Origin of the sequence: Thioalkalivibrio sp. ALMg9, assembly GCF_000380625.1 — a bacterium.
Taxonomy (GTDB): Bacteria; Pseudomonadota; Gammaproteobacteria; order Ectothiorhodospirales; family Ectothiorhodospiraceae; genus Thioalkalivibrio; species Thioalkalivibrio versutus.
On the sequence record NZ_AQYC01000009.1, the window covers coordinates 906,580 to 932,315 of the forward strand.

Annotated in this window: 25 protein-coding genes and 2 tRNA genes; 8 read left to right on the top strand and 19 right to left on the bottom strand. The window is 66.8% G+C overall.

The annotated features are described in order from the left end of the window. Nucleotides 1-47: 47 nt before the first annotated feature. The 12 genes from F792_RS0113385 to F792_RS0113440 all read right to left on the bottom strand — a co-directional run bounded on the left by F792_RS0113385 (nt 48) and on the right by F792_RS0113440 (nt 11,286). Entirely contained in the window at nt 48-2,492 is a 2,445-nt protein-coding gene (locus F792_RS0113385; protein ID WP_026305983.1) for an EAL domain-containing protein, read from the bottom strand. A gap of 412 nt (nt 2,493-2,904) precedes the next feature. After that, nucleotides 2,905-2,978: transfer RNA gene (locus tag F792_RS0113390), tRNA-Cys, on the bottom strand. Between the two features lie 91 nt (nt 2,979-3,069). Beyond that, a tRNA-Gly gene (locus F792_RS0113395) sits at nt 3,070-3,145 on the bottom strand. 42 nt (nt 3,146-3,187) lie between these two features. Then, on the bottom strand, nt 3,188-4,537 hold the full coding sequence (locus F792_RS0113400; protein WP_018170034.1) for a sensor domain-containing diguanylate cyclase: 1,350 nt from the start codon (nt 4,535-4,537) through the stop codon (nt 3,188-3,190). Nucleotides 4,538-4,612: 75 nt separating this feature from the next. After that, nucleotides 4,613-5,164, bottom strand: a complete 552-nt coding sequence (gene pgsA, locus F792_RS0113405) for a CDP-diacylglycerol--glycerol-3-phosphate 3-phosphatidyltransferase (RefSeq protein WP_018170035.1) — start codon at nt 5,162-5,164, stop codon at nt 4,613-4,615. Between the two features lie 9 nt (nt 5,165-5,173). Further along, the gene (gene uvrC, locus F792_RS0113410) at nt 5,174-7,000 is read right to left on the bottom strand and encodes an excinuclease ABC subunit UvrC (RefSeq protein ID WP_018170036.1); all 1,827 of its coding nucleotides are present in this window, start codon (nt 6,998-7,000) and stop codon (nt 5,174-5,176) included. Nucleotides 7,001-7,170: 170 nt separating this feature from the next. Beyond that, complete coding sequence (locus tag F792_RS0113415) at nt 7,171-7,806, bottom strand: uracil-DNA glycosylase (protein ID WP_018170037.1); 636 nt, start codon at nt 7,804-7,806, stop codon at nt 7,171-7,173. After that, nucleotides 7,796-8,272, bottom strand: a complete 477-nt coding sequence (locus F792_RS0113420) for a CYTH domain-containing protein (RefSeq protein WP_018170038.1) — start codon at nt 8,270-8,272, stop codon at nt 7,796-7,798. Before F792_RS0113420 ends, F792_RS0113415 begins: the two co-directional genes overlap by 11 nt. Before the next feature lie 97 nt (nt 8,273-8,369). Next, nucleotides 8,370-9,332, bottom strand: coding sequence for a beta-ketoacyl-ACP synthase III (locus tag F792_RS0113425; protein ID WP_018144161.1), 963 nt, complete (start codon nt 9,330-9,332; stop codon nt 8,370-8,372). Then, nucleotides 9,329-10,357 (bottom strand): phosphate acyltransferase PlsX, encoded by a 1,029-nt coding sequence (gene plsX / locus F792_RS0113430; protein ID WP_018144162.1) that lies wholly within the window; start codon nt 10,355-10,357, stop codon nt 9,329-9,331. Before plsX ends, F792_RS0113425 begins: the two co-directional genes overlap by 4 nt. A 99-nt stretch (nt 10,358-10,456) precedes the next feature. Further along, entirely contained in the window at nt 10,457-10,654 is a 198-nt protein-coding gene (gene rpmF, locus F792_RS0113435; RefSeq protein WP_018144163.1) for a 50S ribosomal protein L32, read from the bottom strand. Nucleotides 10,655-10,764: 110 nt separating this feature from the next. Beyond that, complete coding sequence (locus F792_RS0113440; RefSeq protein ID WP_018170039.1) at nt 10,765-11,286, bottom strand: DUF177 domain-containing protein; 522 nt, start codon at nt 11,284-11,286, stop codon at nt 10,765-10,767. 130 nt (nt 11,287-11,416) lie between these two features. Here F792_RS0113440 and F792_RS0113445 point away from each other — a divergent pair, with 130 nt between their 5' ends. The 3 genes from F792_RS0113445 to F792_RS0113455 are packed head-to-tail and all read left to right on the top strand — an operon-like array spanning nt 11,417 to nt 15,286. Continuing rightward, nucleotides 11,417-12,835 carry an acetyl-CoA carboxylase biotin carboxylase subunit gene (locus tag F792_RS0113445; RefSeq protein ID WP_018170040.1) on the top strand — a complete coding sequence of 473 codons (1,419 nt, stop codon included), beginning with the start codon at nt 11,417-11,419 and terminating at the stop codon, nt 12,833-12,835. Nucleotides 12,836-12,855: 20 nt separating this feature from the next. Further along, the gene (gene oadA, locus F792_RS0113450) at nt 12,856-14,691 is read left to right on the top strand and encodes a sodium-extruding oxaloacetate decarboxylase subunit alpha (protein WP_018170041.1); all 1,836 of its coding nucleotides are present in this window, start codon (nt 12,856-12,858) and stop codon (nt 14,689-14,691) included. Next, nucleotides 14,684-15,286, top strand: coding sequence for a nucleoside triphosphate pyrophosphatase (locus tag F792_RS0113455; RefSeq protein ID WP_018170042.1), 603 nt, complete (start codon nt 14,684-14,686; stop codon nt 15,284-15,286). The genes oadA and F792_RS0113455 overlap by 8 nt, the downstream gene beginning before the upstream one ends. A 40-nt stretch (nt 15,287-15,326) precedes the next feature. On the opposite strand, the gene F792_RS0113460 is transcribed toward F792_RS0113455, so the two are convergent. Continuing rightward, entirely contained in the window at nt 15,327-15,929 is a 603-nt protein-coding gene (locus F792_RS0113460; protein WP_018170043.1) for a cyclopropane-fatty-acyl-phospholipid synthase family protein, read from the bottom strand. A 152-nt stretch (nt 15,930-16,081) separates the two neighbouring features. Here F792_RS0113460 and F792_RS0113465 point away from each other — a divergent pair, with 152 nt between their 5' ends. Continuing rightward, the gene (locus F792_RS0113465) at nt 16,082-16,924 is read left to right on the top strand and encodes an ion transporter (RefSeq protein ID WP_018170044.1); all 843 of its coding nucleotides are present in this window, start codon (nt 16,082-16,084) and stop codon (nt 16,922-16,924) included. Between the two features lie 99 nt (nt 16,925-17,023). Here F792_RS0113465 and F792_RS0113470 read toward each other — a convergent pair whose 3' ends face one another. Beyond that, complete coding sequence (locus F792_RS0113470; RefSeq protein WP_018170045.1) at nt 17,024-18,709, bottom strand: 2-isopropylmalate synthase; 1,686 nt, start codon at nt 18,707-18,709, stop codon at nt 17,024-17,026. A 179-nt stretch (nt 18,710-18,888) separates the two neighbouring features. On the opposite strand from F792_RS0113470, the gene F792_RS0113475 reads away from it, so the two are divergent. The 4 genes from F792_RS0113475 to F792_RS0113490 all read left to right on the top strand — a co-directional run bounded on the left by F792_RS0113475 (nt 18,889) and on the right by F792_RS0113490 (nt 22,896). Then, the gene (locus tag F792_RS0113475) at nt 18,889-19,380 is read left to right on the top strand and encodes an Lrp/AsnC family transcriptional regulator (RefSeq protein WP_018144171.1); all 492 of its coding nucleotides are present in this window, start codon (nt 18,889-18,891) and stop codon (nt 19,378-19,380) included. A gap of 354 nt (nt 19,381-19,734) precedes the next feature. Next, complete coding sequence (lexA, locus tag F792_RS0113480; RefSeq protein WP_018144172.1) at nt 19,735-20,352, top strand: transcriptional repressor LexA; 618 nt, start codon at nt 19,735-19,737, stop codon at nt 20,350-20,352. Nucleotides 20,353-20,669: 317 nt separating this feature from the next. After that, entirely contained in the window at nt 20,670-21,302 is a 633-nt protein-coding gene (gene imuA / locus F792_RS0113485; RefSeq protein WP_018170046.1) for a translesion DNA synthesis-associated protein ImuA, read from the top strand. Between the two features lie 160 nt (nt 21,303-21,462). Continuing rightward, nucleotides 21,463-22,896 (top strand): DNA polymerase Y family protein, encoded by a 1,434-nt coding sequence (locus F792_RS0113490; RefSeq protein ID WP_018170047.1) that lies wholly within the window; start codon nt 21,463-21,465, stop codon nt 22,894-22,896. Between the two features lie 14 nt (nt 22,897-22,910). Here F792_RS0113490 and rnk read toward each other — a convergent pair whose 3' ends face one another. From rnk to F792_RS0113515, 5 genes are all read right to left on the bottom strand, one after another. Further along, on the bottom strand, nt 22,911-23,321 hold the full coding sequence (rnk, locus tag F792_RS0113495; protein ID WP_018144175.1) for a nucleoside diphosphate kinase regulator: 411 nt from the start codon (nt 23,319-23,321) through the stop codon (nt 22,911-22,913). 464 nt (nt 23,322-23,785) lie between these two features. Continuing rightward, nucleotides 23,786-24,133 (bottom strand): rhodanese-like domain-containing protein, encoded by a 348-nt coding sequence (locus F792_RS0113500; RefSeq protein ID WP_018170048.1) that lies wholly within the window; start codon nt 24,131-24,133, stop codon nt 23,786-23,788. A gap of 49 nt (nt 24,134-24,182) precedes the next feature. Continuing rightward, nucleotides 24,183-24,851, bottom strand: coding sequence for a thioredoxin family protein (locus F792_RS0113505; RefSeq protein WP_018649956.1), 669 nt, complete (start codon nt 24,849-24,851; stop codon nt 24,183-24,185). Nucleotides 24,852-24,861: 10 nt separating this feature from the next. Next, the gene (locus tag F792_RS0113510; RefSeq protein WP_018144178.1) at nt 24,862-25,314 is read right to left on the bottom strand and encodes a glycine cleavage system protein H; all 453 of its coding nucleotides are present in this window, start codon (nt 25,312-25,314) and stop codon (nt 24,862-24,864) included. Further along, on the bottom strand, nt 25,314-25,712 hold the full coding sequence (locus F792_RS0113515; RefSeq protein ID WP_026305984.1) for a hypothetical protein: 399 nt from the start codon (nt 25,710-25,712) through the stop codon (nt 25,314-25,316). The genes F792_RS0113510 and F792_RS0113515 overlap by 1 nt, the downstream gene beginning before the upstream one ends. Nucleotides 25,713-25,736 lie beyond the last annotated feature (24 nt).

Below are 25,736 nucleotides of genomic sequence, written 5' to 3' on the forward strand. Positions count from 1 at the left end.
CGCCTGGCTAGATCACCTCGCCGCTCAGAAACTCCCTCGCCACACGATTAGCGAAACAAATCAGCGGCTGGCGCCGGGCGGTGGAGCAGGAAGCCCTGGCCGATGGCGCAGCCTTCCTGCAGCAGGAAGGCGCGCTGGGGTTCTTCTTCCACGCCCTCGGCGATGAGGTCCAGTTCCAGGGCGGCGGCCAGCGCGATGATCGCGCGGATGATGGATTCGTTGTGGCGGGAATGGCCGATGTCGCGCACCAGCGACTGGTCGACCTTGAGGCGGTGCAGCGGCAGGCGGCGCAGATGCGCGAGGTTCGAGTAGCCGGAGCCGAAGTCGTCCATGGCCAGACGCACGCCGAGGCCGTCCAGCCGACGCAGGACCGCCAGGGCGCGCTCGGGGTACTCCATGATCATGGTTTCGGTCAGCTCGACCTCCAGGCGTTCGGGCGCGATGGCGAAGCGCCCCAGGGTCTCGCGTACGGTGGTGACGAGTTGCTCGTCGTGCAGCTCGCGCGCCGACAAGTTTACGGCGATCAACGGGATGTTCCGGCCCGCCTCGTCCCAGGCCGCGAGCTGGCGGCAGGCCGCCTCCAGAACCCAGCGATCGATCGCCTGGATCAGGCCGGTCTCCTCGGCCAGCGGGATGAACTCTGCGGGGGATACCATGCCCCGGTGCGGATGGTTCCAGCGCACCAGGCTCTCGACCCCCACGCACTCGCCACTGGCCAGGTTGAATTGTTGCTGGAAGTGGAGCACGAACTCGTGGTTGACGATGGCCTGCCGCAAGTCGTTTTCCAGAAACAGCCGATGCTCGGTCAGAGTGCCCATCTCGGCGTCGTAGGCGCACCAGCTGTCCCCTCCCCGGCGCCGCGCATCCTGCATCGCCAGCTCGGCGGCAGTGAGGAGTTCTTCGCGCGTCTGGCCGTCGCCAGGGAAACGCGCCACACCGACACTCGCCGTGAGTACCAGCGAGCGCCCCGCGATCTCGAAGGGGGCTCGCAGGGTATCGATCAGCGACTGCACGAAGCTGCCGAGGGCTTCCTCGGGCGGGCTCTCGATGATCAGGCAGAATTCGTCGGCACCGATGCGGGCTACCGTGTCCTCGGGCGAAAGGGCCTGGTTCAGGCGCTGTGCAATGCCCTGCAGCACGGTATCCCCCGCCGCGGTCCCCAGGGTCTCGTTCACGTTGCGGAAGCGGTCCAGATCCATCAGCACAACCCAGCGCGCCTCGCCGTCCGCCATGGCGCGCTCCACCGTGTGCCCCAGGCGGTCCTGCAACAGGGCGCGATTGGGCAGGCCGGTGCGCGCATCGTAGTGCGTCATCTGCCGCAGCTGTTCCTTCTGTTCCATGCTGGCAGTCAGGTCGGTCCAGCTGCCCACGATCTCTAGCTCACCGCGCCCGTTGCTCCCTTCCACCACACGCATCTCGTCACGCACGTGGCGCAGCTTGCCCCAGCCGTCGAACAGGCGGAACTCGCGAACGAGCTCGCCATCCTCCAGCAGCCGTTCGTTCTCGCGCAGGACGTTCGCGCGATCCTCGGGATGCAGCTGATGCTCGAACCAGCCAGGACGCATCGCATCGTCGAGGTCGACTCCATACAGACGCTGGAGGTTGGGGCTAACCCATACCGGACAAAAGTCGTGAGCATCCAGCTGGTAAATCACCGTAGGCCCACTGTCCAGCACATGCTCCAGGCGCTGGTTGACCGCGCTCAGCTCGCGGGTTCGCAGACGCACCTGCCAGCGCAGCAGTAACCCCGTAACCGTCAGCAGCACGACCAGAGCCAGCGCGATGATCAGCGCCCACACCACCCATCCCGGCAGCCCCGGTTCGCCCTCCGCGAGCAGCGTGGCCGCAAGGGCCTCCTGGTAGGGCGAGCCCGCCAGGGGCTTCCAGCGCTCCAGATAGGCGTCGATCAGTGCCAGACGCTCCGCCTGTGCCCCCGGCGCGGCCGCGTAGTGCAGGCCCACCTGGCCGAAGGTGATCGGCGTCTCCACCAGCCCGTAGGCGCGGGCGTGCTGGCGTCCGTAGAAGTTATTGCTGACGGCGGCAGCGGCTTCGCCGGCCGGCACCGAGGCCAGTACCGCTGGCAAATCGCTGTAGGGAACCAGTTGGTACTCGAGACCCGGGTTGCCGATTTGTTGCCGGCGCAGGTGGCTTTCCTGCACCGAACCCTCCAGCACGGCGATGCGCCGCGAACCCATGGATTCCAGACTGCTGAACCCCGACTGCGGGAACGCGTATACCTGGCTCCAGCCCTGGACGACCGGAATCTGGTGAAACCCGAAGAACGCCTCGCGCGTGTCGGTCCGGGCCACATCGGGCATCAGATCCAGTCGGCCTTCGCGCAGATCGGCAAGGCATTGCGACCATTGGCAGGGGACGTACTCGATCTGCCAGTGCTCGCGGCGGGCGATGGAGTCCAGCAGGCGGACGAACAGGCCGTCGGCCTCCCCGTGCGCGTCCACGCTGACCTTGGGCGCGTTGTCGTACACGCCCACGCGCAAATCCGGCGCGGAGGCCGCGGAGGACGGCGCCCCGAACGCAACGAGCAGGCAGGCCAACGAGAGGCCAAGGCCGCGGAAAACGCGCATCTCCCGCACCCACCGTAGCAGGGGCCGCCTGGTTCGGGCCGATTGGGGCAAATCCGTTGCGCGCACACACACTCTCGGGAAGTCGGACTCCCGCATAGTGCCATGCACTGATCGGCAATGCGCGCCCGATGCGCGAGTTCGGCTCTGGCGTCGTCCGAAGCACCCGCCCCACGAAAAACGGGGGGGCTTTTGCCGCGCCTCGCACATTGAGGGAACGGGGCTTCATGCAGGACCCTGACCGGCGACAACACCTCGGGTGCGGGCGCCGCAAACGCGAAAGGCCGCCCCAAAGGGCGGCCTTTCGCAGATGCTGCAGTGATGGAGGCTGGGGTCGGAATCGAACCGGCGTACACGGATTTGCAATCCGCTGCATAACCACTCTGCCACCCAGCCTGTATCGGGTGGGTTTCGGCCCCACAGATGCTGGCGCATCTCCAGAGGCCGAAACAGAAAACCCCGGCGAACCGGGGTTTCAAAAATCTGTTGGAGCGGGAAACGAGATTCGAACTCGCGACCCCAACCTTGGCAAGGTTGTGCTCTACCAGCTGAGCTATTCCCGCTCTTCGTTATCGGCGCGTATTCTACCGCACATTGGCCGCAGGTCAATACCCACGGTAACCAATCGCATCTCCGCCGTGCACCGCCCGGTCGAATACGACCACCTGGTTGCGCCCGGCGTTCTTGGCCACGTACATCGCCGCATCCGCCGCACGCGACAACGCAGGGCCATCCGCCGCATCCAGCGGGAACAGGGCGACCCCGATACTGCAGGATATCTGAACCTCGGTCCCGTCGCAGTCGAACGGCTCGGCCAGCGCAGCCCGGATCTTCTCGCCGATTGCCACGGCCTGCGCACGACTCGTCTCCGCCGACTGGAAGCGTGGCAGCATCACCACGAATTCGTCGCCCGCGATGCGCGCCGCCACATCGCTTTGCCTTATGGAGCCCAACAGCCGCCCGGCCACCAGACGCAGGAGCAGATCCCCCATTGCGTGACCATGCTGGTCATTGACCGGCTTGAACTCGTCCAGATCCACAAACATCAGCGCGACCTGCTGGTCCTCACGGCGCGCGCCGGTCAGCTCGTGATCGAGGATCTGGTAGAACAGGGTCCGATTGGGCAGGTCGGTCAACGGATCGTAATGCGCCAGGCGCTGCATCTGCGCCTCGGTCTCCTTGCGCTCGGTGATGTCCCGAGCAATGCCGAGGAACGCCGTCACCCGGCCCGCGTCGTCCAGCACCGGCGAGACATTGCTGGTGTGCCAGCGGTAATGCCCGTCCTGGTGGCGGATGCGGTACTCGATACCGCTTTCCTTCTTCCCGGTGTCCGCAATCCGTTGCAGGAACGCGTAACACGCGGGCAGATCCTCCGGGTCCACATATTCGTCGATCGAGTGATCGATCGCCGCGCTGACCGGATGGCCGAGGTTCTCCGTCCAGTTGGGGGAGACGTAGGTGAGCACGCCGTCCGGGCGCAGCGAATAGATCACGTCGCTGGCAGTCTCGACGAAGGCACGGAACTGCGCCTCGCTTTGGCGCAGTTCCGTCTCGAGCTCCTTGCGCGTGGTGATATCGGTGGCGAAGCCGGTCCAAATGATCGTGCCATCCGCCAGCCGACGCGCGGTGTCATAGGCGGACAGCCAGATCACTGTGCCATCGCGGCACTGCATGCGGAATTCCTGAAGCCAGGGCTCCGAATGCTCGACCGATTCCATTGAGCTCCCCATCACCGCTTCGCGATCCTCGGGGTGGATACAGTCCAACAATGGCGCCCCATCCTTCTTGAGGGCCCCACGATCCACACCGAACCAGCCCTCCACCACTTCACCCACATAGGGAAAGTCGAAGTGCCCATCGGGCGTCCTGCGCAATTGATAGACAAAACCCGGCAACAGACCCTGAAGGGCCTCCAGGGTCTGCGTGTTGTCAAGATCAAGATCAGAAACGGGCATGGGCAGTCCACGCGCAGCACCGGGCAGGTGTCCGCAGTGTAGCCCCAAAGCCCCGGCCGACAAACAGGCCGCCCCTTACTGCGAGCGCGCGGCCGCCAGCATGTACTGGATCATGGAGACCAGGGTCAGGGCGGCGGCCAGGTACAGCAGCCACTCGCCGATCACGAACGTCGGCAGGCCGACAATGGGCTCGGCCCACAGCAGCAGGAAGATCGCCACCATCTGCGCGGTGGTCTTCACCTTGCCCACCCACGACACCGCCACCTTGGCGCTGCCACCGACCTCGGCCATCCACTCGCGCAGCGCGGAGATCGCGATCTCGCGCCCGATGATGACGATCGCGGCCAGCGCAATGCCGAGCTCGGGGTTGTGGTCCACCACCAGCACCAGGGCCGCGGCGACAATCAGCTTGTCCGCCACTGGATCGAGGAATGCCCCGAACCGACTGGTCACCTCCCAGCGCCGGGCCAGATAGCCGTCCAGCCAGTCGGTCACGCCCGCCAGGGCGAAGATGATGGCCGCCACGATTCCGCCCTGCGGCATGGACAGGCCGTAGAACGCGAGCACCAGTAACGGGATCATCACGATCCGCGACCAGGTCAGCCAGGTGGGCAATTGGGGAAACATGGCAGTGGCTCAACTCTCGTGAAACTGGTCGTAAATCGCCTGCGCGAGCCGGCGGTGAATCCCCGGCACCTTGGTCAGCTCCTCGACCCCGGCCCGGCTGACCCCGCGCAGGCCGCCAAAGTGCTTCAGCAGCGCGCTGCGACGCTTCGGCCCCAGCCCCGGGATCGCCTCCAGGGTGGACTCCTTGCGCGCCTTGGCACGGCGGGCGCGGTGCCCGGTGATCGCAAAGCGGTGGGCCTCGTCGCGGATCTGCTGGATCCAATGCAGCGCACCCGAATGCGCGGGGAGTATAGAGGGCGCCTCTACCCCGCTCAATATCAGGGTTTCCATGCCCGCCTTGCGCTCCTCGCCCTTGGCCACGCCCACGACCTTGATGTGGTCCAGCCCGAGGTCGGCCAGCACGTTCAGCGCCTGGGTCACCTGGCCCTTGCCGCCATCGATGAACAGGATATCCGGTTCCTGCCCCTCGCCCTTCTTGAGCCGTGCAAAGCGCCGGCTGAGCGCCTGATGCATGGCCGCGTAGTCATCGCCCGGTTCGATCCCCTCGATGTTGAAGCGCCGATAATCCGACTTGATCGGCCCTTCCGGCCCGAACACGACGCAGGAGGCCACCGTGCCCTCACCGCCGGTGTGCGAGATGTCGAAGCACTCCATGCGCTTGGGCGTCTCCTCCAGGCCCAACTCGCTGGTCAGCGCATCCAGGCGCGCCGTCTGTCCCGCCTGGCTGGCAATCCGGGTCTTCAGGGCCAGTTCGGCATTGCGCCGCGCCATGTCCAGCCAGCGTGCGCGGTCGCCGCGCAGCGACCAGGCCAGGGCGACCTTTCCGCCCCGCCGCTCGGCCAGGTAAGCCTCCAGGGTCTCGGCGCCCTGCGGCTCGTGCGACAGCAGGATGCGCGCCGGCGGCTCGCGTTCCGCGTAGTACTGCGCCAGCACCGCGGCCATGATCTCGTCGGTCTCGGTCGCCTCCGGCACGTTCGGGAACAACTCGCTGTTGCCCAGGTTCTGCCCATTGCGCACGAAAAAGATCTCCACCGCGCAGGTCCCCGCCTCCTGCGCCAGGGCAAACACGTCGGCATCCCCCTCGCCGCCGGAGACGAACTGCTGTTCGGAGATCTGGCGCAGCCGTGCGATCTGGTCGCGCAGGCGCGCGGCATGCTCGAAGTCCAGGCGCGTCGAGGCCGCCTCCATGCGCTCCATCAGTTCCTCGATCACGGCCTCGCTCTTGCCTTCGAGGAACTTGACCGATGCCTCGACGTCGCGCGCGTAGTCCTCCGGGGAGATATGGCCGACACAGGGCGCGGTGCAACGCCCGATCTGGTACTGCAGACAGGGGCGCGAACGGTGCGCGAACACGCTGTCCTCGCACTGGCGCACCTGAAAGAGCTTTTGCAGCAGCGCCAGGCTTTCGCGCACCGCGCCGGCCGAAGGGTACGGCCCGAAGTAGCGCATGCCCTTCTTGCGCGCGCCGCGATGAAACCCCAGGCGCGGGTATTCCTGGTTCGAGACGTAGATGTAGGGGTAGCTCTTGTCGTCACGCAGCAGCACGTTGTAGCGCGGCCGGTGACGCTTGATCAGGTTGGCTTCCAGCAGCAGCGCCTCGGCCTCGGTATGCGTCACCGCAACACGGATATCCGCGATCTGCCGCACCATCGAGCGGATGCGCGGCCCGCGGTCGTCGCTCCCACGAAAATAGCTGGGCACCCGGCTCTTCAGGTTGCGCGCCTTGCCGACGTACAGCACGTTCCCGGCCGCATCCAGCATCTGGTAGACGCCGGGCGACTGCGTCAGCGTCTGCACAAAGCGCTTGTGATCGAATCCGGTTTCGGAGGTACTCATGATCGTTTCAGGATACCGGAATTCCCCCGCCGCCCGGCATAGCCCGCGTGCGGGTCCGGCGATGTCCGGGCTGGCCTGATACTCCGTTTTTCGCTTGTCTCGCCGCCCGAAGGCCAACGTATCGCGTCTCGCAATGACGGGGAGACTGGAGTCCCCTGATCGCGTACTCCCTACCCGAGGTAGGTGCGAATGCGAGCGAAGAGTTCGTTGAACATGGCGGGGGTCAGGCGGCGGGTTTGGGTGTTGTAGCGCGAGCAGTGGTAGGAGTCGATCAGACGGGTGTGTGCGTCCAGCTCGTGTTCGGCGCCGTGGGCGAAGCGCAGACTAGACAGCGGCAGGCCCTTCGCACGCAGGATGGCGTCGTGGGCGATCTTGCCCAACGCCAGAATTACCCGCGGCTGCATGGCCGCCATCTCGGCGGCGAGGAAGCCGTTGCAGGTGCGGATCTCTTCGGTGGTCGGCTTGTTCTGCGGCGGGAGGCACTTGACCGCGTTGGTGATGCGGCAGTCGATTAGCTCCAGATCGTCGTCCGCGCGCACGCTCTCCGGTGCACTGGCGAAGCGGTGTTCGTGCAGGGTCTGATACAGGAGGACACCGGCATAGTCGCCGGTGAACGGGCGCCCGGTGGCGTTGGCCCCGTGCATGCCGGGTGCCAGGCCAACGATCAGCAGCCGCGCATCCAGCGGGCCGAAGGACGGCACGGGCGCGGCGTGATACTCGGGGTGCTTCGCCCGCACGCCCTCCAGAAAACCCGCCAGGCGCGGGCAGGCGCGGCAGTCCGCGGCGAAGATCTCGCTAGGAGGCATCCGGCCACTCGCGATAGGGATTCCGGGCGAGTTCGGTGTTGTAGTAGCGCGGGTCGTGCGAGACCTCCTCGCCCAGCCAGTCCGGACGCGGGAATTCGGCGTCGCTGCTCGGCAACTCCAGCTCGGCCACGATCAGGCCTGCATTGGCGCCCTCGAACACGTCGACCTCGTATTCCCAGCCTTCGACGTCCACCCAGTGGCGGGTCTTTTCGACCTGCGGGCCGGCCAGCGTGTCCAGCAGGCGGTGGGCCTCGTCCACGGGGATGTCGTACTGGTATTCGTCGCGTTCCACGCCGAGGGTCGCGCTCTTGATGTTGAGGTTGGCACCGCCCTCGTCCACTCGCACGCGGATGGAGGCACGGTCGTTGCCGCACAGGTAGCCCTGCCGCATGCGCTGCGCACGCACGACACGCTCGCGCCAGGCATCACTGGCCAGCAGGAATTTGCGTTCGATCTCGCGGCCCATGCCGAATGCTCCTTGTGTTTCCCCAGGACGCCGAGGACCCTCCCGGTCGATCGCCACGGCGCTGCGCGCCTCGCGATGACGCGTCCGCGGACCCCGGTTACATCCGGATGAGCGCGGAGCCCCAGGTGAATCCGCCGCCAAAGGCCTCGGTCAGAATCAGGTCACCCTTCTTGATGCGACCGTCGCGCACGGCGGTATCCAGCGCCAGCGGGATGGACGCGGCCGAGGTGTTGCCGTGGCGATCCACCGTGACCACGACGTTGTCCATGGACATGTTCAGCTTCTTCGCGGTCGCCTGGATGATGCGGATGTTCGCCTGGTGCGGCACCAGCCAGTCCAGCTCGGATTTGTCGATCCCGTTGTACTCGAGGGTCTCGTCGACGATCTGGTCCAGGGTATTCACTGCCACGCGGAAGACGGCTCGGCCTTCCATGCGAATGAAGTCGAGATCCGGGTTGCTGTCCGGCTGCGACACGCCACCCGGAACCTCCAGCAGGCTCTTGTGGTGGCCGTCGGCATGCAGGTGCGTGGAGATGATGCCCGGGTCCGGCGATCGCGACAGGATCACGGCACCCGCACCGTCGCCCCACAGGATGCAGTTTCCGCGGTCGGTGTAGTCGGTAATGCGCGAGAGCGTCTCCGCCCCCACGACCAGCACATGCCGGATCTCGTCGCTCTGCATGAAGCGGTCGGCAGTGGCCAGGGCGTACACGAACCCACTGCACACCGCCTGGATATCGAAGGCCGGACAGCCCCCCACACCCAGCTTGGCCTGCAGGATGCACGCGGTGCTGGGGAAGATCTGATCGGGGGTGGTGGTTGCGACCAGGATCAGGTCGAGGTCGGCGGCGCGGATGCCGGCGGCGTCCATTGCGCGCTCGGCGGCCTTCAGCGCGAGATCCGAGGTCACCTCGTTCTCGGCGACGATATGCCGCTCGCGGATTCCGGTGCGGTCGCGGATCCAGGCATCCGAGGTATCGACCATCGCCTCCAGCTCGGCGTTGGTCAGGATGCGCTCGGGCAGGTAGCTCCCGGTCCCGCTGATGCGTGCATGCTTCACTCGCTTGTCTCCTGGCCCAGGAGCTGGCCAAGCTGCTTGTCGATCCGACTCGAGATGTTCGCCTCGGCCTCGATGCGGGCAATGCGGATCGCATGCTCGAAGGCCAGCTCGTCGGCGCTTCCGTGGCTCTTGATCACCACGCCCTGCAGTCCCAGCAGCGAAGCGCCGTTGTAGCGGCGGTGGTCGAACCGATGACGGATCCGGCGCAGTACCGGCAGTGCGAACAGGCCGGACAACCGAGAAAACACCGATGCATCGAACTCCGCCTTCATTTTGGAGGAGATCATCTTGGCCACGCCTTCGCTGATCTTCAGCGCGACGTTGCCGACAAAGCCGTCACAAACCACCACGTCCACATCGCCACAGTAGACATCGTTCCCCTCGACGAAGCCGATGTAATTGAGGCTGGATTCTTCCAGCATGCGGCCGGCCTCGCGCACGCGGTCATTGCCCTTGATCGCCTCGGAGCCGATGTTCAGCAGGCCGACCCGCGGGGCCTCCAGACCGTCCACCGCATTCGCCAGCACCGATCCCATCACCGCGAACTGATACAGATGCGCGGCCTCGACATCCACATTGGCGCCCAGGTCGAGCATGTGGGTATGCCCGTTCATCGACGGCAGGGCCGTGGCGATGGCCGGACGATCAATGCCGGGGAGGGTCTTCAGGACGTACCGCGCAGTGGCCATCAGACCACCCGTATTGCCGGCGGAGACGCAGGCCTGGGCCGCCCCGTTCTTCACCTGGTCAATGGCGACCCGCATCGAGGAGTCGCGCTTGGTACGCAGGGCCACGGCCGGCAGCTCGTCCATGCCGACCACCTGGCTGGCATGCACCATCTCGACCCGCTCGCGTTCGCTCGCGGACCAGCCGGATATCCCGGACTCGATGGTCTCCTGGTCACCGACCAGCAGCAGGCGGAAATCGTCTGCGACCTTCAGTGAACGGCGCGCAGCCGGAAGGATGACGGACGCACCGTGGTCGCCGCCCATCACGTCCAGTGCGATGGTAAAACTGGCAGTCATGCTCGGGCCCGACGGACGACCGCACAGCGGCCGTATTCAAACGCGGAAAGGCCACGGCGCAAACGCAGCCGTGGCCCCGGGACGGTCATTCCCTGGACCTTAATCTTCGTCTTCGTCGACTTCGACGGCCTGCTGGATCACCTGACGACCGCGGTAGAAACCATCCGGAGTCATGTGGTGACGACGATGGATCTCGCCGGTGGTCGGGTCGGTCGACAGAGTAGCGCCCGTCAGACTGTCGTGGGAGCGGCGCATATCGCGCTTGGAACGAGTCTTGCGGCGTTGCTGAACAGCCATGATGCATCTCCAGATTGATCAAAATCCCGTGGCGACGGGAGTGAGCCCGGTATCAAATCGGGCGCAAGTATAACGGTTCGGCCCGGACAATGCCCCGGCCGGCGCTCACGTCATGAGCCGCCCCGGTCCGGGCCGCCCTTCTTGAGTTGTTCGAGCACCGCGAACGGATTTTCGGCGCCCTCGCCTTCCTCGAATTCGGCCCCGGCGGCGGGTTCGCAGTCCGCATGGCGCGGCACCAGTGGCCACGCCAGCAGGATCTCTTCCTCGACCCATGCCGCGGGGCGCAACAGGCCATCCGCCTCGAGAGCGACAAAGTCATCGCCCTCGCTCATGCCCGCCGGAGTGCCTTCCGGTGGCAGCAGCACGGCATCCGGTTCAAGGCGGAATTCCCATGCCATCGGCTGCAGGCAGCGCTGGCAGGTCTGCCACAGCTCGCCGGTAATCATCCCGCTCAGCCGTATCTCGTCCAGCGCCCCGCGTTCCAGCTGGAATTGCGCGTGCACCCGCAACGGGTGTCCCGGCAGGGCATCGGCACGCAACCGCGGCAGCTCTTCCGCACGCAGGTCACCCTCGAATTCCAGGTGCCGCGCACGCGGTTGCCACGGGTCAAGAGAAACGGGGATGCGACTCATAAACGGCTCGGTTGCAAGGGCGCGGAATATACGCGCGCGAGGGCGATCTGTCAAAGCGAAACAGAAACTTGCAGCCGCCCCAAACGACGTCGATACTCGGGTTGTCATCGACCTGCCCGGGGCCTTCCGTTTGATTCGCAAGCTGCTCATTGCCAACCGGGGCGAAATCGCCGTGCGCCTGATCCGGGCATGCAGCGAACTGGGGATCATCTCGGTCGCGGTCTATACCGATGCCGACCGCCACGCCCTGCACGTGAAGAAGGCCGACGAGGCCTACGCCATCGGCCCGGACTCCATGGGCGGCTATCTCAGCATCCATCGCCTGATCAGCGTCGCGCGCGCCGCCGGCTGTGACGCGGTGCACCCGGGCTACGGCTTCCTCTCCGAAAACCCCGACTTTGCCGCGGCCTGCGCCGCCCGCAATCTGATCTGGGTCGGCCCGGATGCGTCGGTGATCCGCCGCATGGGCGACAAGGTGGCCGCGCGCCGGGCGATGATCGAGGCCGGGGTGCCGGTCACACCCGGCTCGGAGGGCAACCTGGAGGGCGTCACCGCGGCGCTGGAGGTGGCCGAGCGCATCGGCTATCCGGTGATGCTCAAGGCCACCAATGGCGGTGGCGGACGCGGCATTCGCCTGTGCGAGGATGCCGCCGCTCTGGAGCACAACTTCGAGCGCGTGCGCTCCGAGGCCACCCGTGCCTTCGGCAGCACCGAGATCTTCCTCGAGAAGGCCGTGGTCAATCCGCGACACATCGAGGTGCAGATCCTCGGCGATGCCTACGGCCATGCGATCCACCTGTTCGAACGCGACTGCTCGGTGCAGCGCCGCCACCAGAAGCTGGTGGAGATCGCCCCCTCGCCGCAGCTGGACGAGGCGCAGCGCCAGTATCTGGGCGAGTTGGCGGTGCGCGCCGCGCTCGCCGTCGGCTACCAGAACGCCGGCACCGTCGAGTTCCTGATGGACGCAGATGATTCGTTCTATTTCATGGAAATGAACACACGACTTCAGGTAGAACATCCAGTTACTGAGATGATCACCGGGGTCGACATCGTGCAGGAACAGCTGCGCATCGCCGCCGGAGAGCCGCTGCGCTACGAACAGTCGCAGATCACCCGCCGCGGCTATGCGATGGAGTTCCGCATCAACGCGGAAGACCCGAAGAACGACTTCCTGCCGAGCTTCGGCCGCATCACCCGCTACTTCGCCCCGGGCGGCCCGGGCGTGCGCACCGACGGGGCCATCTACACCGGCTACACCATCCCGCCGCATTACGACTCGATGTGCGCCAAGCTGATCTGCTGGGCCCTGGAGTGGGACGACCTGCTGGCCCGCGCCAATCGTGCCCTGCGGGACATGGGCGTGTTCGGGGTCAAGACCACCATCCCGTTCCACCTGGCCATCGTTGACCACCCGACCTTCCGCAGCGGGCACTTCGATACCGGGTTCGTCGCGGCCCACCCGGAGCTGACGCACTTCCCCGGCAAGCGCTCGGACCGCCAACTGGCGGTGGCCGTTGCCGCAGCCCTCGCCGCCCACCACGGGTTATAACCCCGGCCACCGGACTGACCATGGATCGAGTTCACATCACCGATGTCACCCTGCGCGACGGCCACCAGAGCCTGATCGCCACGCGCATGCGCACCGAGGACATGCTGCCAATCTGCGAGCAGATGGACGCCATCGGCTTTCACTCGCTGGAGGCCTGGGGCGGTGCCACCTTTGATGCCTGCGTGCGGTTTCTCAAGGAGGACCCCTGGGAGCGGCTGCACCAGCTGCGGGCCGCGCTGCCGAACACCCCCCTGCAGATGCTGCTGCGCGGACAGAACCTGCTCGGCTATCGCCACTACGCCGACGACGTGGTGCGCGCCTTTGTCGAGCGCTCGGTCGCCGGTGGCATCGACATCATCCGCATCTTCGACGCGATGAACGACGCGCGAAACCTGCGCACCGCGATCGAGGCCACCCGCGAGGCCGACGCCCATGCCCAGGGCACGCTCTGCTACACCACCGGCCCGGTGCATTCGGCCGCCGAATTCGTCGCCCTGGGCCGCGAGCTGGTCGCGATGGGCGCGCAGAGCATCGCGATCAAGGACATGGCCGGGCTGCTCACCCCCAGCGCCACCCGCGAGCTGGTCACCGAGCTGGTGGATGCCCTGGACGTGCCGATCCACCTGCACGCCCACGCCACATCGGGGCTGTCCGAGCTGTGCCACTGGCAGGCCATCGAGGCCGGCTGCCGGCATATCGAGACCGCGATCTCGGCATTCGCCGGGGGCACCAGCCACCCGCCAACGGAGAGCCTGGTCGCCGCCCTCGCCGGCACCGAACACGACACCGGTCTGGATCTGGTCGCGCTGCAGAAGATCGGGCTGTACTTCCACGAAGTGCGCAAGAAGTACCAGCGCTTCGAGAGTGAGTACACCGGCGTCGACACCCGCGTGCAGATCAACCAGGTGCCCGGCGGGATGATCTCCAACCTGGCGAACCAGCTGCGTGACCAGAACGCGCTGGATCACTTTGATGCGGTACTGGAAGAGATCCCCCGGGTCCGCGAGGACCTGGGCTACCCGCCGCTGGTCACCCCCACCTCGCAGATCGTCGGCACCCAGGCGGTGATGAACGTCCTCGCCGGGGAGCGCTACAAGACCATCACCAACGAGGTGAAGCAATACCTGACCGGGCACTACGGCCGGGCGCCCGGCCCGATCAACAGCGTCGTGCGGCAACAGGCCATCGGCAATGCCGATGTCATCGATTGCCGCCCGGCCGACCTGCTGAAACCGGAGATGGCCACCCTGACTGACGAGATCGGAGACCTCGCCGGGGGCCCGGAGGATGTCCTGACCTTCGCCCTGTTCCCCGAAGTAGGACGGCAATTCCTGGAGCAGCGCCGCGACGGCACGCTCAGCCCGGAACCGCTCAACCTGCCGGAGAACACCCAGGCCGGCTGCCCGGCCCCGGTGGAGTTCAACGTCACCTTCCACGGCGAGACCTATCACATCCAGGTCAACGGCTCCGGCCATCACCGGGAGGACACCCGCCCAATGTACGTGACGGTCGACGGGATGCCGGAAGAGGTCCAGATCGAGACCCTGGACAGCATCGAGACCGCCGGCAACGGCGGCGCCGAACGCAGCCGCGGGGGCAGCGGAGGCAAGAAGTCGCGCCGTGCGACCCGGCCGGGCGACGTCACCACCTCCATGCCCGGCACCATCATCGACGTGCTGGTGGCCGAGGGTGACAAGGTCGAGGCCGGGCAGCCAGTGCTGGTGCTGGAGGCGATGAAGATGGAATCGGAAATCGCCGCCCCCGTGTCCGGCACGGTCACCGCAGTGAACATCACCAAGGGGGCCGCCGCCAATCCGGACGACGCCCTGATCGAGATCGACGGCGACGATGGCTGATACCGCACGAAGACTGGTCCTCGCCTCCACCTCGCGCTATCGCGCCGAACTGCTGGAGCGGCTGCATCTGCCCTTCGAGACCGCGCGCCCGGCGGTGGACGAGACCCCTCTGGCGCATGAATTGCCCGAGGCGATGGTGGCGCGCCTGGCCGAGGCCAAGGCCCGGGCGGTCGCCGATGTCTATCCCGACCATCTGGTCATCGGCTCCGACCAGAACGCCAGCCACGCCGGGCAGGTCCTCAGCAAGCCCGGCGACAGCGTCCGCGCCGAGGCGCAACTCGCGGCGCTGTCCGGGGAAACGGTTACGTTCCACACCGGCCTGTGCCTGCTGGACACGGCCACCGGGATGGTGCGGACAGGCCAGGTCCCGTTCACCGTGACCTTCCGCGAGTTGAGCCCCGAGGAGATCCGGCGCTACGTTGCACTGGACCAGCCGCTGGACTGTGCCGGCAGCTTCAAGTCCGAGGGGCTGGGCATCAGCCTGTTCGCACGCATGAGCGGCGACGACCCGACCGCGCTGGTGGGGCTACCGCTGATCACCCTGGGAAACTGGTTGCGCGAAGCGGGTGTGGCCGTCCCGCCCGCAGCGGCCTGAACACCGGCCCGGCAACCTCCAAGAACGGGCGCGCCCGCGTCTAGCCCCAGTCGTTCCGCGGCTTGTGCGCCAGGACCTGCACCACCGCGCCGCGCCCGGTGTGGAAACGCCCCTCGATCACGTCGCGTTCGCGTTCCACGGCCTCTTCGAACTCCAGCCCGTCCAGCTCCTCGGTCAGCGCCTCCCGCGTCATCATCAACTCCGCAATGGGCGGACCTCCCGTGCCCCATTCGAGTTGCGCCGGCGTATAGGCCTCGAGGATGAACACCCCGCCCGGGCGCAGGCCCGCGACCACCTCGGCGTGCAGGCGGCGCCGAACGTCCGGGGGCAAATGGCAAAAGATCGATACGATCAGATCCCAGGAGTCCGGCTCGATCGCGTAGTCGGCAAGATCCGCCACCAGGGTCTCGATCTGCACCCCGCGGTCCTCGGCCAGGCGCTGGGCCTTCTGCAGGCCGACCGCGGAGCTGTCCACCGCCAGCACGTCGAACCCCTGCTGCGCCAGGAACACCGCGTTGCGGCCCTCCCCCTCGGCCAGGCACAGGGCCCGCCCGCGCGGCACGTTGGCCACTGCCGCGCGCAGAAAATCATTCGGTTCAGTGCCGTAGACGTAGTCGTCCTCAGCGTAACGTTCATCCCACATCCGTGCTCTCCTTCCGTTCCCGGGAATCTGTCCATTCGTGCCGTCTGCCAGGCACTCCTGACGTGGCGCGTGCTTGCGCTCGCGCGATTGCCGGAACCCCGGCTTTACCCTACTCTTGCGCGTCCCCAAGGACTCCAACGATCTTCGACACCATGAGCGAAACCCCCACGCTGCGCGCACGCCTGGAACACTTTATCGAGGCCCGGCTGACCCAGCGCTTCATCATTGGCCTGATCCTGCTGAACGCCCTGACCCTGGGGCTCGAGACCTCGGACACCGTAATGGGCTGGATCGGCCCGGTGATCCTGAGTGCGGACGCCATCATCCTGTCAATCTTCACCGCCGAGGTGCTGGCCAAGCTGTTCGTCTACCGCCTGCGGTTCTGGCGCAACCCGTGGAACGTGTTCGATTTCTTCGTGGTGGGGATCGCACTGATCCCGGCCTCGGGGCCATTCTCGGTGCTGCGCGTGCTGCGTCTGTTGCGCCTGGTCTCCATGGTGCCGAAGCTGCGCTTCATCGTGGAGGCGCTGCTGCGGGCGATCCCCGGCATCATCTCCATCATGGGATTGCTGGTGCTGATCTTCTACGTGTTCGCGATCATCGCTACCGGCCTGTTTGGTGAATCCTTCCCACAGAAGTTCGGCACGCTCGGCGCCACCATGTACAGCCTGTTCCAGGTGATGACGCTGGAGGGCTGGTCCGAGGACATCGCCCGCCCGGTGATGGACATCTACCCCTGGGCCTGGGCGTTCTTCGTGCCCTTCATCCTGATCGCCACCTTCACCGTGCTGAACCTGTTCATCGCCATCATCGTGGACGCCATGCAGCGCATGCACGACCGCTCGATGGAGATCGAGCAGCAGATGATCCATGACAGCGTGCACGAAGAGAACCAGGCCCTGCACGCGGAGATCCACGAGATACAGCAGGAAACCCTCAAGCTCCAGGAACGCCTGACCCGCATGCAGACCATGCTGGAGAAGCGCGTGCGGTGATCAGGCGCGAAGCCTCCCGTCCGCTGTGATGCGAACGGGAGGCTTGGTTGCAAGCACCCTCCCACAGGGGCCAGGAAAGGCCCCGCGGGCCCGGCGAGATCAGGCGCTGACGGCGGCTGACTCCACGGCGCGCTCGCCCAGGCGGCGGCCCGTGGCGTTGAGCACGGCCTGCAGGGTGGCGGCCGTGGTGTCCTCGCCCAGGGCGACGCCCACGGAGCGTTCGCCATCGACCTGCACGTCCACGGCGGCCATGGCGCGCGCCTCGGTGCCGGACTCCATCGCGTGCTCGTCGAAGTGGGTGACCTTCACCTGCACGCCACGCTCGGCCTCCATGGCGGAGGTCAGCGCCGCGACCGCGCCGTGGCCCTCGCCCCGCAGGCGGGATTCACGCCCGGGCGGGCCCATGGTCGCATCCAGCCGCACCACAGGACCGTCCTTCTCGATCTCGTAACGCACCAGATCCCAGCCGGTAACCGGCGTCAGGTAATGCTTTTCGAACAGCTCGTGGATGCGCTTCGAGGAGACCTCGATCTGCGAGGTCTCGGCATCCTTCTGCACGATGCGGGCGAACTCGATCGCCAGCCAGCGCGGCAATTCGATGCCGTAGTCGCGCTCCAGCACATGCGTGACCCCACCCTTGCCGGACTGGCTGTTGATGCGCACGACCTCCTCGTAACGCCGGCCCAGGTCGCTCGGGTCGATCGGCAGGTAGGGCACGTTCCAGTGGCCGCCCTTCTCCTTGTAATGCGCCAGGCCCTTGCGGATCGCGTCCTGGTGACTGCCGGAGAAAGCGGTGTAGACCAGCTCGCCCGCCCACGGGTGGCGCGGGTTGATGGGCATGTCGGTGCACTCCTTGTACACGTCCATCAGCCGCTCCATATCGGACAGGTCAATGGTCGGGTCAATGCCCTGCGAGTACAGGTTCATGCCGACGGTGACCAGATCCATGTTGCCGGTGCGCTCGCCATTGCCGAACAGCGTGCCTTCCAGGCGGTCGGCCCCGGCCAGCAGGCCCAGCTCGGCCGCGGCCACACCGGTGCCCCGGTCGTTGTGCGTATGCAGCGACACGCAGAAATGCTCGCGGTACTGCACGTGGTCGCAGAACCACTCGACCTGGTCGGCAAAGACGTTCGGCGTGGCGGACTCGACCGTGGCCGGCAGGTTGATCACGACCTTCTGGCCCTGGTCCGGGCGCCAGATCGCATTCACCGCATCGACCACCTCGACCGCGAAGTCCAGCTCGGTGGTGGAGAAGCTCTCCGGCGAGTACTGGAAGATCCAGTCGGTCTGGGGGTACTTCGCCGCGTAATCCCGCACCCAGCGTGCACCGTTCTCGGCAATGCCGCGCACGCCGTCGCGATCCATGCGGAAGACCTGCTCGCGCTGCGCCGGGTTGGTGGAGTTGTACACGTGCACCACCGCGCGCGGGGCGCCCTCCAGCGCCGCGAAGGTCTTCTGGATCAAGTCCTCGCGCGCCTGGGTCAGCACCTGGATGTACACGCCCTCGGGGATGCGGTCTTCATCGATCAGGCGGCGGGTAAAGTCGTAGTCGATCTGCGAGGCGGCCGGGAAGCCGATCTCGATCTCGGTCAGACCGATTTCCACCAGCACCTCGAAGAAGCGCATCTTCTGTTCCACGCTCATCGGGTGCACCAGCGCCTGGTTGCCGTCACGCAGATCCACCGCGCAGAAACGCGGGGCGGCCGTGGTGCGCTGGGCCGGCCAGCGCCGATCGGACTTGTCGATCGGCGGGAACGGGGCGTACTTGGTGTGATCGAAGGCCATCGTGTTCGTCTCCTGTAAGGGGCGCGGCCTCGCCGTGTGGTCGGGTGCCGCGCTCCGGATTTCTATCTGTGCATTATCCTAACGCATTGTCCCCGGCATAACCTTGCGTTTTTCCCTAAGAACGCAATAGTTGCGCACTATCCTTGCGCAATAAAGCCACTTTAGAGCAATATTCAACCATGAAACCCGAACCACACCGACTCGACCGCTATGACCGCCGCATCCTCGAGATCCTGCAGGAGGATGCGAGCCTGTCCAATCAGGCCCTGGCCGATCGCGTGGGGCTCAGCCCCTCCCCCTGCCTGCGTCGGGTGCGTGCGCTGGAACAGGCCGGCGTCCTGTTGAGCCGCGTAGCCCTGCTGGATCGGCGCAGCCTGGGGTTGGAACTGACCGCCCTGATCCATATCGGCATGGACCGCCATACCCCGGAGCGCTTCGCCCACTTCGAGGAGACCGTGGCGAGCTACCCCGAGGTCCAGCACTGCTACCTGATCACCGGCCAGTCGGCGGACTACATGCTGCAGGTGGTCGTCCCCGACATGGATGCCTACCAGGAATTCCTGCTGCGCCGCATCACCCGACTGGAGGGCGTGGACAGCGTCCATTCCAGCTTCGTGCTGCGCCGCGTGGTCGACCGCACTGCCCTGCCACTGGACTACACCCCCACCTGAATACCACCTCAAGACCCAGGGCGGGTTGACCACGAAGGCACGAAGAAAGGCAACGGCCGGCAGGATGTGATGAGCGAAGCGAATCGCATCGTGTAGCCATCCCAAGGGTGGCGAGGTTCGCGGATCGATGCGTTTCGCTTCGCTCAACAGCATCCTACGCCCGGGTCGCGACACCTCCTTGGGTTTTCTCCGTAATCCTCTGTGGTGCAACCGCACTTGAGCTTCTTCGTGCACTTCGTGGTGGAACAAACCGGCCGTCAGGAGCAAACACGCACTCCGGATGGATGCGCCGCTCTTGTCCTCGCGCCAGCCACCCCTGTACTGTATATATAGACAGTAACCGGAGGGTGCCCCGTGTCGCTCACTGCACGCCAGCAAGCCATCTTCGACTACATCGCCGAGACCATCGCCACCCAGGGCACGGCACCGACCCGCAGCGAGATCGCCCGGGCCTTCGGCTTCCGCTCGCCCTACGCGGCCGAGTGCCATCTGAAGGCCCTGGAGAAGAAGGGCGCGATCGAACTGCTGGGCGGCACCTCCCGCGGCATCCGCCTGCCGGGCGCCGCCCGTGGCGCACCGGCCGAACTCCCTCTGGTCGGGCGCGTCGCCGCCGGCTCGCCGATCCTCGCCACCGAGCATATCGAGCGCCACTACCGGGTCGACGACGCCCTGTTCCGCGCCCGCCCGGACTATCTCCTGCGCGTACACGGCGAGAGCATGCGCGACGCCGGCATCCTCGACGGCGACCTGCTGGCCGTGCGCCAGACCCCGGAGGCCCGGCCCGGCCAGATCGTGGTCGCCCGCATCGAGGACGAGGTCACCGTCAAGCGCTTCGCGCAGGACGGCCCGAAGGTGCGCCTGCTCCCGGAGAACCCCGACTTCGCCCCCATCGAGATCGACCTCGAGCGCCAGGACCTGGCCATCGAGGGCATCGGCGTGGGCGTGCTGCGCGATCTCGACCCGCAGGCCTAGGGAAACACTGACTCATGTACACACTCGCGTTGGCACCCCAGGTTTTCCGAGACCAGGCGCGTCGTGCAACAGGTAGTGGTTCTACCCGCCCGTTTTTGATGGATTCGGGGCGCAACGCAGGATCGGGGAACCTGGGGCGCCAACCCCACAAACGATTGAAGGCAGGGGCTCGGCCGCCCGTTGTTGATGAAAACGGGCGCGGGAACGGCGTTGCGGCTCCCTTGTGCAGAATGACTGCACCGCAGTCACCGCGCCTTGTTCGCACGCAAAAGCGACTCGAGCGCGAGCGTGTACATGAATCAGTGTTTCCCTAAGCCATGAGCGCGCTGGATACCCTGCTCGACCACCCGGCGCTCTGGCGCGGCCGCAGTGCGGCTCCGGCCACGGATGCCCCGGTCTGGCCCAGCGGCCATGCGGAGCTGGATCGGGCCCTGGGCGGCGGCTGGCCGCGCGGCCAGTTGATCGAACTGCTGGGGGCCCCGTTCGGCTGTGGCGAGACCCGGCTGCTGGTCCCCATGCTCGCCGCCTGCGGCCGCGAGGGCTACTGGATCGCGCTGATCGCACCGCCGGCCACGCCCTGGCTACCCGGCTGGCAGACACTCGGCATCCCGCCGGAGCGGGTCCTGCTGATCCATACCGAGCATGATCGCGACACCCTGTGGGCCGGCGAGCAGTGCCTGCGCGACCCGGCGTTCGGCGTCCTGCTCGCCTGGCTGCGCGGCCCCGTGGAGACGGCCCTGCTGCGCCGGTTGCGTCTGGCTGCCAGCGAGAGCCGGGCCTGCGCGATCCTGTACCGGCCACCAAACGCCGCGGCACAGCCCTCGCCGGCCCACCAGCGCCTGCGCTGGCAGCCCGCGGCCTCCGGCCTGGAACTGCACTGCCTGAAGGGGGCCGGCCACTGGGCCCGCTCCGGCCACCCCCTGCAGGTTCCCGAACCACCGGAGGCCTGAGATGGGCCAGCCTGCCCGTCCCTCGCGTGCGACCACACACCCGGAGCCGGTCCGACAACAACTGAGCCTGCTTCCGGCCGCAGCCCTGCCCGTCACCGCACCCCGGCCACCGGAGACGCATACCGCCAACCGCGCCGCCCGGCCGCGGCAGGAACACTGGATGGCAATCGACCTGCCGCACCTTGCGCTGGACGCGCTGGCCCGGACGGAGCCGGACCCCGGGCGGCTGCAGCGCCCCCTGCTGGTGGTGGAATCCGACCCTGCCCCCCGGGTGCACGCCGCCAACCGCGCCGCCCGCCAGGCGGGTGCCCGCCCCGGCATGGCGCTGGGGGATGCCCTGGCGGTGCTGGATACCCCGGAACTGGTCGAGCATGCCCCGGACACCCTGCAGGCCCAACTGGAGATGCTGGCCGGCGTACTGCTGCGGTTCTCCGATCACGTGCACCCGGAGCCGGAGGCACAGCGCATCCTGGTGGAGGTCGGGCGCAGCCGCCGCCTGTTCGGCGGCCTCGAGGCCCTGCGCGACCAGGCGCGGGACACCCTGACCGAACTGGACTTCCATCCCCGTATCGGACTGGCCCGCAGCCCCGCCGCCGCGCGCCTGCTGGCCCGCCTGCGCAACCCCGCGATCGCGGAAGACCCCGAGGCCCTGCGCCGCATCCTGTCCCCGGTTCCGCTGGAGGCCCTGCCACTGGCCGCCGCGACCCGCGAGGGCCTGCGCGCCGTGGGCCTGCGCCAATTGGGCGATCTGCTGCGCCTGTCGCGCCCCGAACTGGCCCGACGCCACGGACCGGAGTTGCTGGACCTGCTGGACCGACTGCTGGCGCGGCGCGCGGAGACCCTGCCCCGCTTTGCGCCACCCCCGGTGCTGGATCTGTCCCTGCGCCTGGAGCACGAGATCCACGCCACGGCGACCCTGGCCTTCCCGCTCAAGCGGCTGCTGCGCCAGGCCGAGGCGCAGTTGCGCGGCCTGAACCGCAGCCTGCAGGGGATGACACTGGAACTGGCCCACCGCGAGGCGTGTACCCGCATCTCACTGGAGCGCGGGCAGCCGGGCATTCGCACCGACGAGTGGCTGCCCCTGTGGCAGACCCGACTGGATCGCGAGACCCTGCCGGCGGCGGTGATCGGCCTGCGCCTGCAGGCACCCCGCTTGCTGGACCCACCGGCCCGGGGCGACAGTCTGCTCGCCGCAGACCCGGCGAGCAGACCACCGGCCGATCAGCTACCCGCCGTGCTGGCTCGCCTGCGCGCCCGGCTGGGCGAGCAGGCCGTCGCCCGTCTGATCAACCGCCGCACACCGAGACCGGAGGATGCCCAGCGGCCGCGACACGATCTCGCCACCACTCCGGCCCCCACCGCTCCAACCCCGGGCCAACGGGCCTGCGGAACTGCCCTCTGGCTACAGGGCCCCGAGCCCGCCGCGCCCCCCGACCAGCCCCAATGGCTGGGACGACTGGAAGATGGCTGGTGGGATCACGGCCAGGACGCGCGCCGCGACTACGCTTGCAGCCGCGACCGTCAGGGCCGCCGGCTCTGGCTGTACCGCTGCCTGCGCAGCGGCCAGTGGTATCGCCAGGGTTACTGGGGCTGAGGGGGGACGCCGCCTCAGCGGTGGTATTCGCCCGCGCGCTCCGGCTGGTACTCGACCTCCTCGATGCGCACGTGCATCTGCCCCCCGCCCGGGCGCGGCCACTCGATCTCGTCGCCCTCGGACAGGCCCAGCAGCGCACTGCCCACCGGCGCCAGGATCGACAGCGTGCCGCCACTCTCGTCCACATCACGCGGGTACACCAGTGTCATCGAGAACTCGTCGCCGGACTCGATCACCCGGAACCGGACCTTCGAGTTCATCGTCACCACCGAACCCGGAACCTCGTGCGAATCCACGACATCCGCGCGATCCAGTTCGGACTCGAGATCGGCCTTGCCGGGGAAACTGCCATCCGGAAGGGACTCCAGCAGCTTGTCCAGGCGCTCCATGTCCGTGGTGGAGACAATGATCTTCGGCTTGTTCACTTTCTTACTCCAGAATGCAGAACGCGCCTCCGGGGAGACGCGCCAGGCAAATAATATTCAGGGAATTTCCGGAAACCGGGAAACTTACTCGGGAGACTAGCCAAGACCCGGCAAAAAAGCCATAGCGCCCATCACAGTGCTCGTAAGCGGGAGCCGCACATAGGGAGACGCTGATTAATTCGCACGTCCGCGCTCGATCGATTTTGCTCGCTGACAAGGCGCGGTGAGCGAAGTGTAGCCGAGCTACATAAGCAAGCCGCAACGCGGTCAGCGGGCCCATTTTCGTCAACAACGGGCGGCCGAGCCCTCAAGGGGTTGGCGCCCCATTTTCCCCGATCCTGCGTTGCGGCGTTTGACCGTAGAGTGACTACGGCGCTGCGCACCGCGCCTTGTCTCGGAAAAAACGGGGCACCAACGCGGACGTGCGAATTAATCAGCGTCTCCCTAGCCTTTGCCTTGCGCCCTCACCGAGGCCAGGTCTCCCGCCACGCCGCGTAGCCCCCGCGCAGCACATGCGCATTGATACCCATCGTGCGCAGGCTGTCGGCCACGAGCTGGGACCGGCCGCGACCGCCACAGAACACCACGACGGGCTGGTCCGCATCCGCCATATGAGACTCGATACCGGCCTCTAGCTTGGGCCGCGGGATGTTGATCGCGCCCTCGATCGTCCCCGCGGCCGCCTCCTCGGGCTGGCGCACATCCACCAGCAGAAACGGTTTCTCTTCCTCAAGCCAGCGCGCCACCTCCCCTGGTTCCAGATGCGGCAGGCTTTGTTCCAGCTCGCGAATACGCTTCTCGAAAAGACTCACAGGAGGACTCCGTTGGCTGCGTGAACCGCAAGTTTAGCGCGCGCCCGGGTCACAACGACGGACGTACCAGCAGTGGGACCACCCGAAGGGTGAACAGGACCAGCCCGACCAGCGCCGCCACCGCACCCACCGCCGTTAACATCGCAACGCCCAGGATCCAGCCGAGCCCCATGCCCAGCACGGCCAGATGCACCAGGACCTGCGGCGTCCAGGCCCACAGCCAGCCACTGGCGATCGGGTGGCCGGTAAAGCGCGGCAGCATGTGCTCGCCAAGCCCCATGATCAGCAACAGAAGAAAACCCAGGGTAAAGCCATGCAGCGCGGCCGGACGCGCCGCACCCTCGAGGAAGAACCCGCCCAGTGGCAACGCGGCACCCGCGATCAGCAGCCAGATCATCGCGCCCAGCACCGAGGCCCGGCTGGAGGCCGACAACCCCAGCCCGACATGGCGCGCGGCCTTCTGTGTGCGTTCCGGGGCCTCCGCCACCAGTGCGGTCGCGGCAGTGCGATCCAGCAGCCCGATGTGCTTGAGCTCGCCATCCACCACCACGGCCGGGATCGACCGGATGCGCAGCCGGGTCGCCAGTTCGCGCCCTTCGGGCTGGCCCATGTCGACCACCGCGAAGTCGATCTGTTTGTTTTCCGACACCTCGCGCCAGATGCGCTCGGCATCGTGGCAGGAGGCGCACCACTCGGACACCAGCAGTTCCACTTTCATGATCCCGCCCTTAGTCCGCGCAGCGCATGCAGTGGATGTCGTAGCGATCGACCCATTGTTTCAGACCGGCAATCGCCTCGGCCCCGGTATGTAGCCGCTCCAGCGCCGCTTCCGGATCGTCCGGGCGCATCACCACGACCCAGGCATCGGTATAGGGGGCCACGTTCACCAGCCCCGGATCGGCCTCCACGGCCGGATTGATGCGCTCAATGGTGCCGTCGAACGGCGTAGGGATGCCCCCCGCCCACTTGCCGGACTCCAGCCGCGCCACCGGCTTGCCCGCGGCGCGGTGCGAACCCGGCTTGCGAAAGCGGAAGTATTGCACCCGCCCCGCCATGGTCTGGGCGGGATCGGTAATCCCGAGGGTAAAGGTGCCGTCGTCCTCCGGACGGACCCAGACATAATCCAGGTCATAGAACAGGTCGTCCGGCAACTCGCAGCCGTTGTATTCCGTATGACTCATTACGCCCCCTTCGGACCGTAGTGACGCACGGTGAGTGCAATGTTCAGTGCGAACAGGATCATCGCCCCCCAGGCCATCGCCCCGCCGACCGCGACGGTCGGGTTATGAAAGGCCAGCCAGCCCGCGATCATCACCAGGAGCCCGAGATTGGCCAGCAGGAACTGCACATGGCCCAGGCGCTCGGAGAACAGCGAACGTCCGGAAAAGCGCGGCAACACATGCAGACCCACGCCATAGATCATCATGGTCACGAACCCCAGCAGCATCAGGTGGCCATGGATGCGCGGCACATTGCCGGGGATCAGGCCGGGATGGGCCAGCCAGAGGATGCCGAGCAGCCCGCCCAGCAGGGCATAGGCGAGGGCCGCGAGGATGAACATCCGGTTCCGAGGGTGCATCAAAAGCTCCAGGCCAGGTTTCGC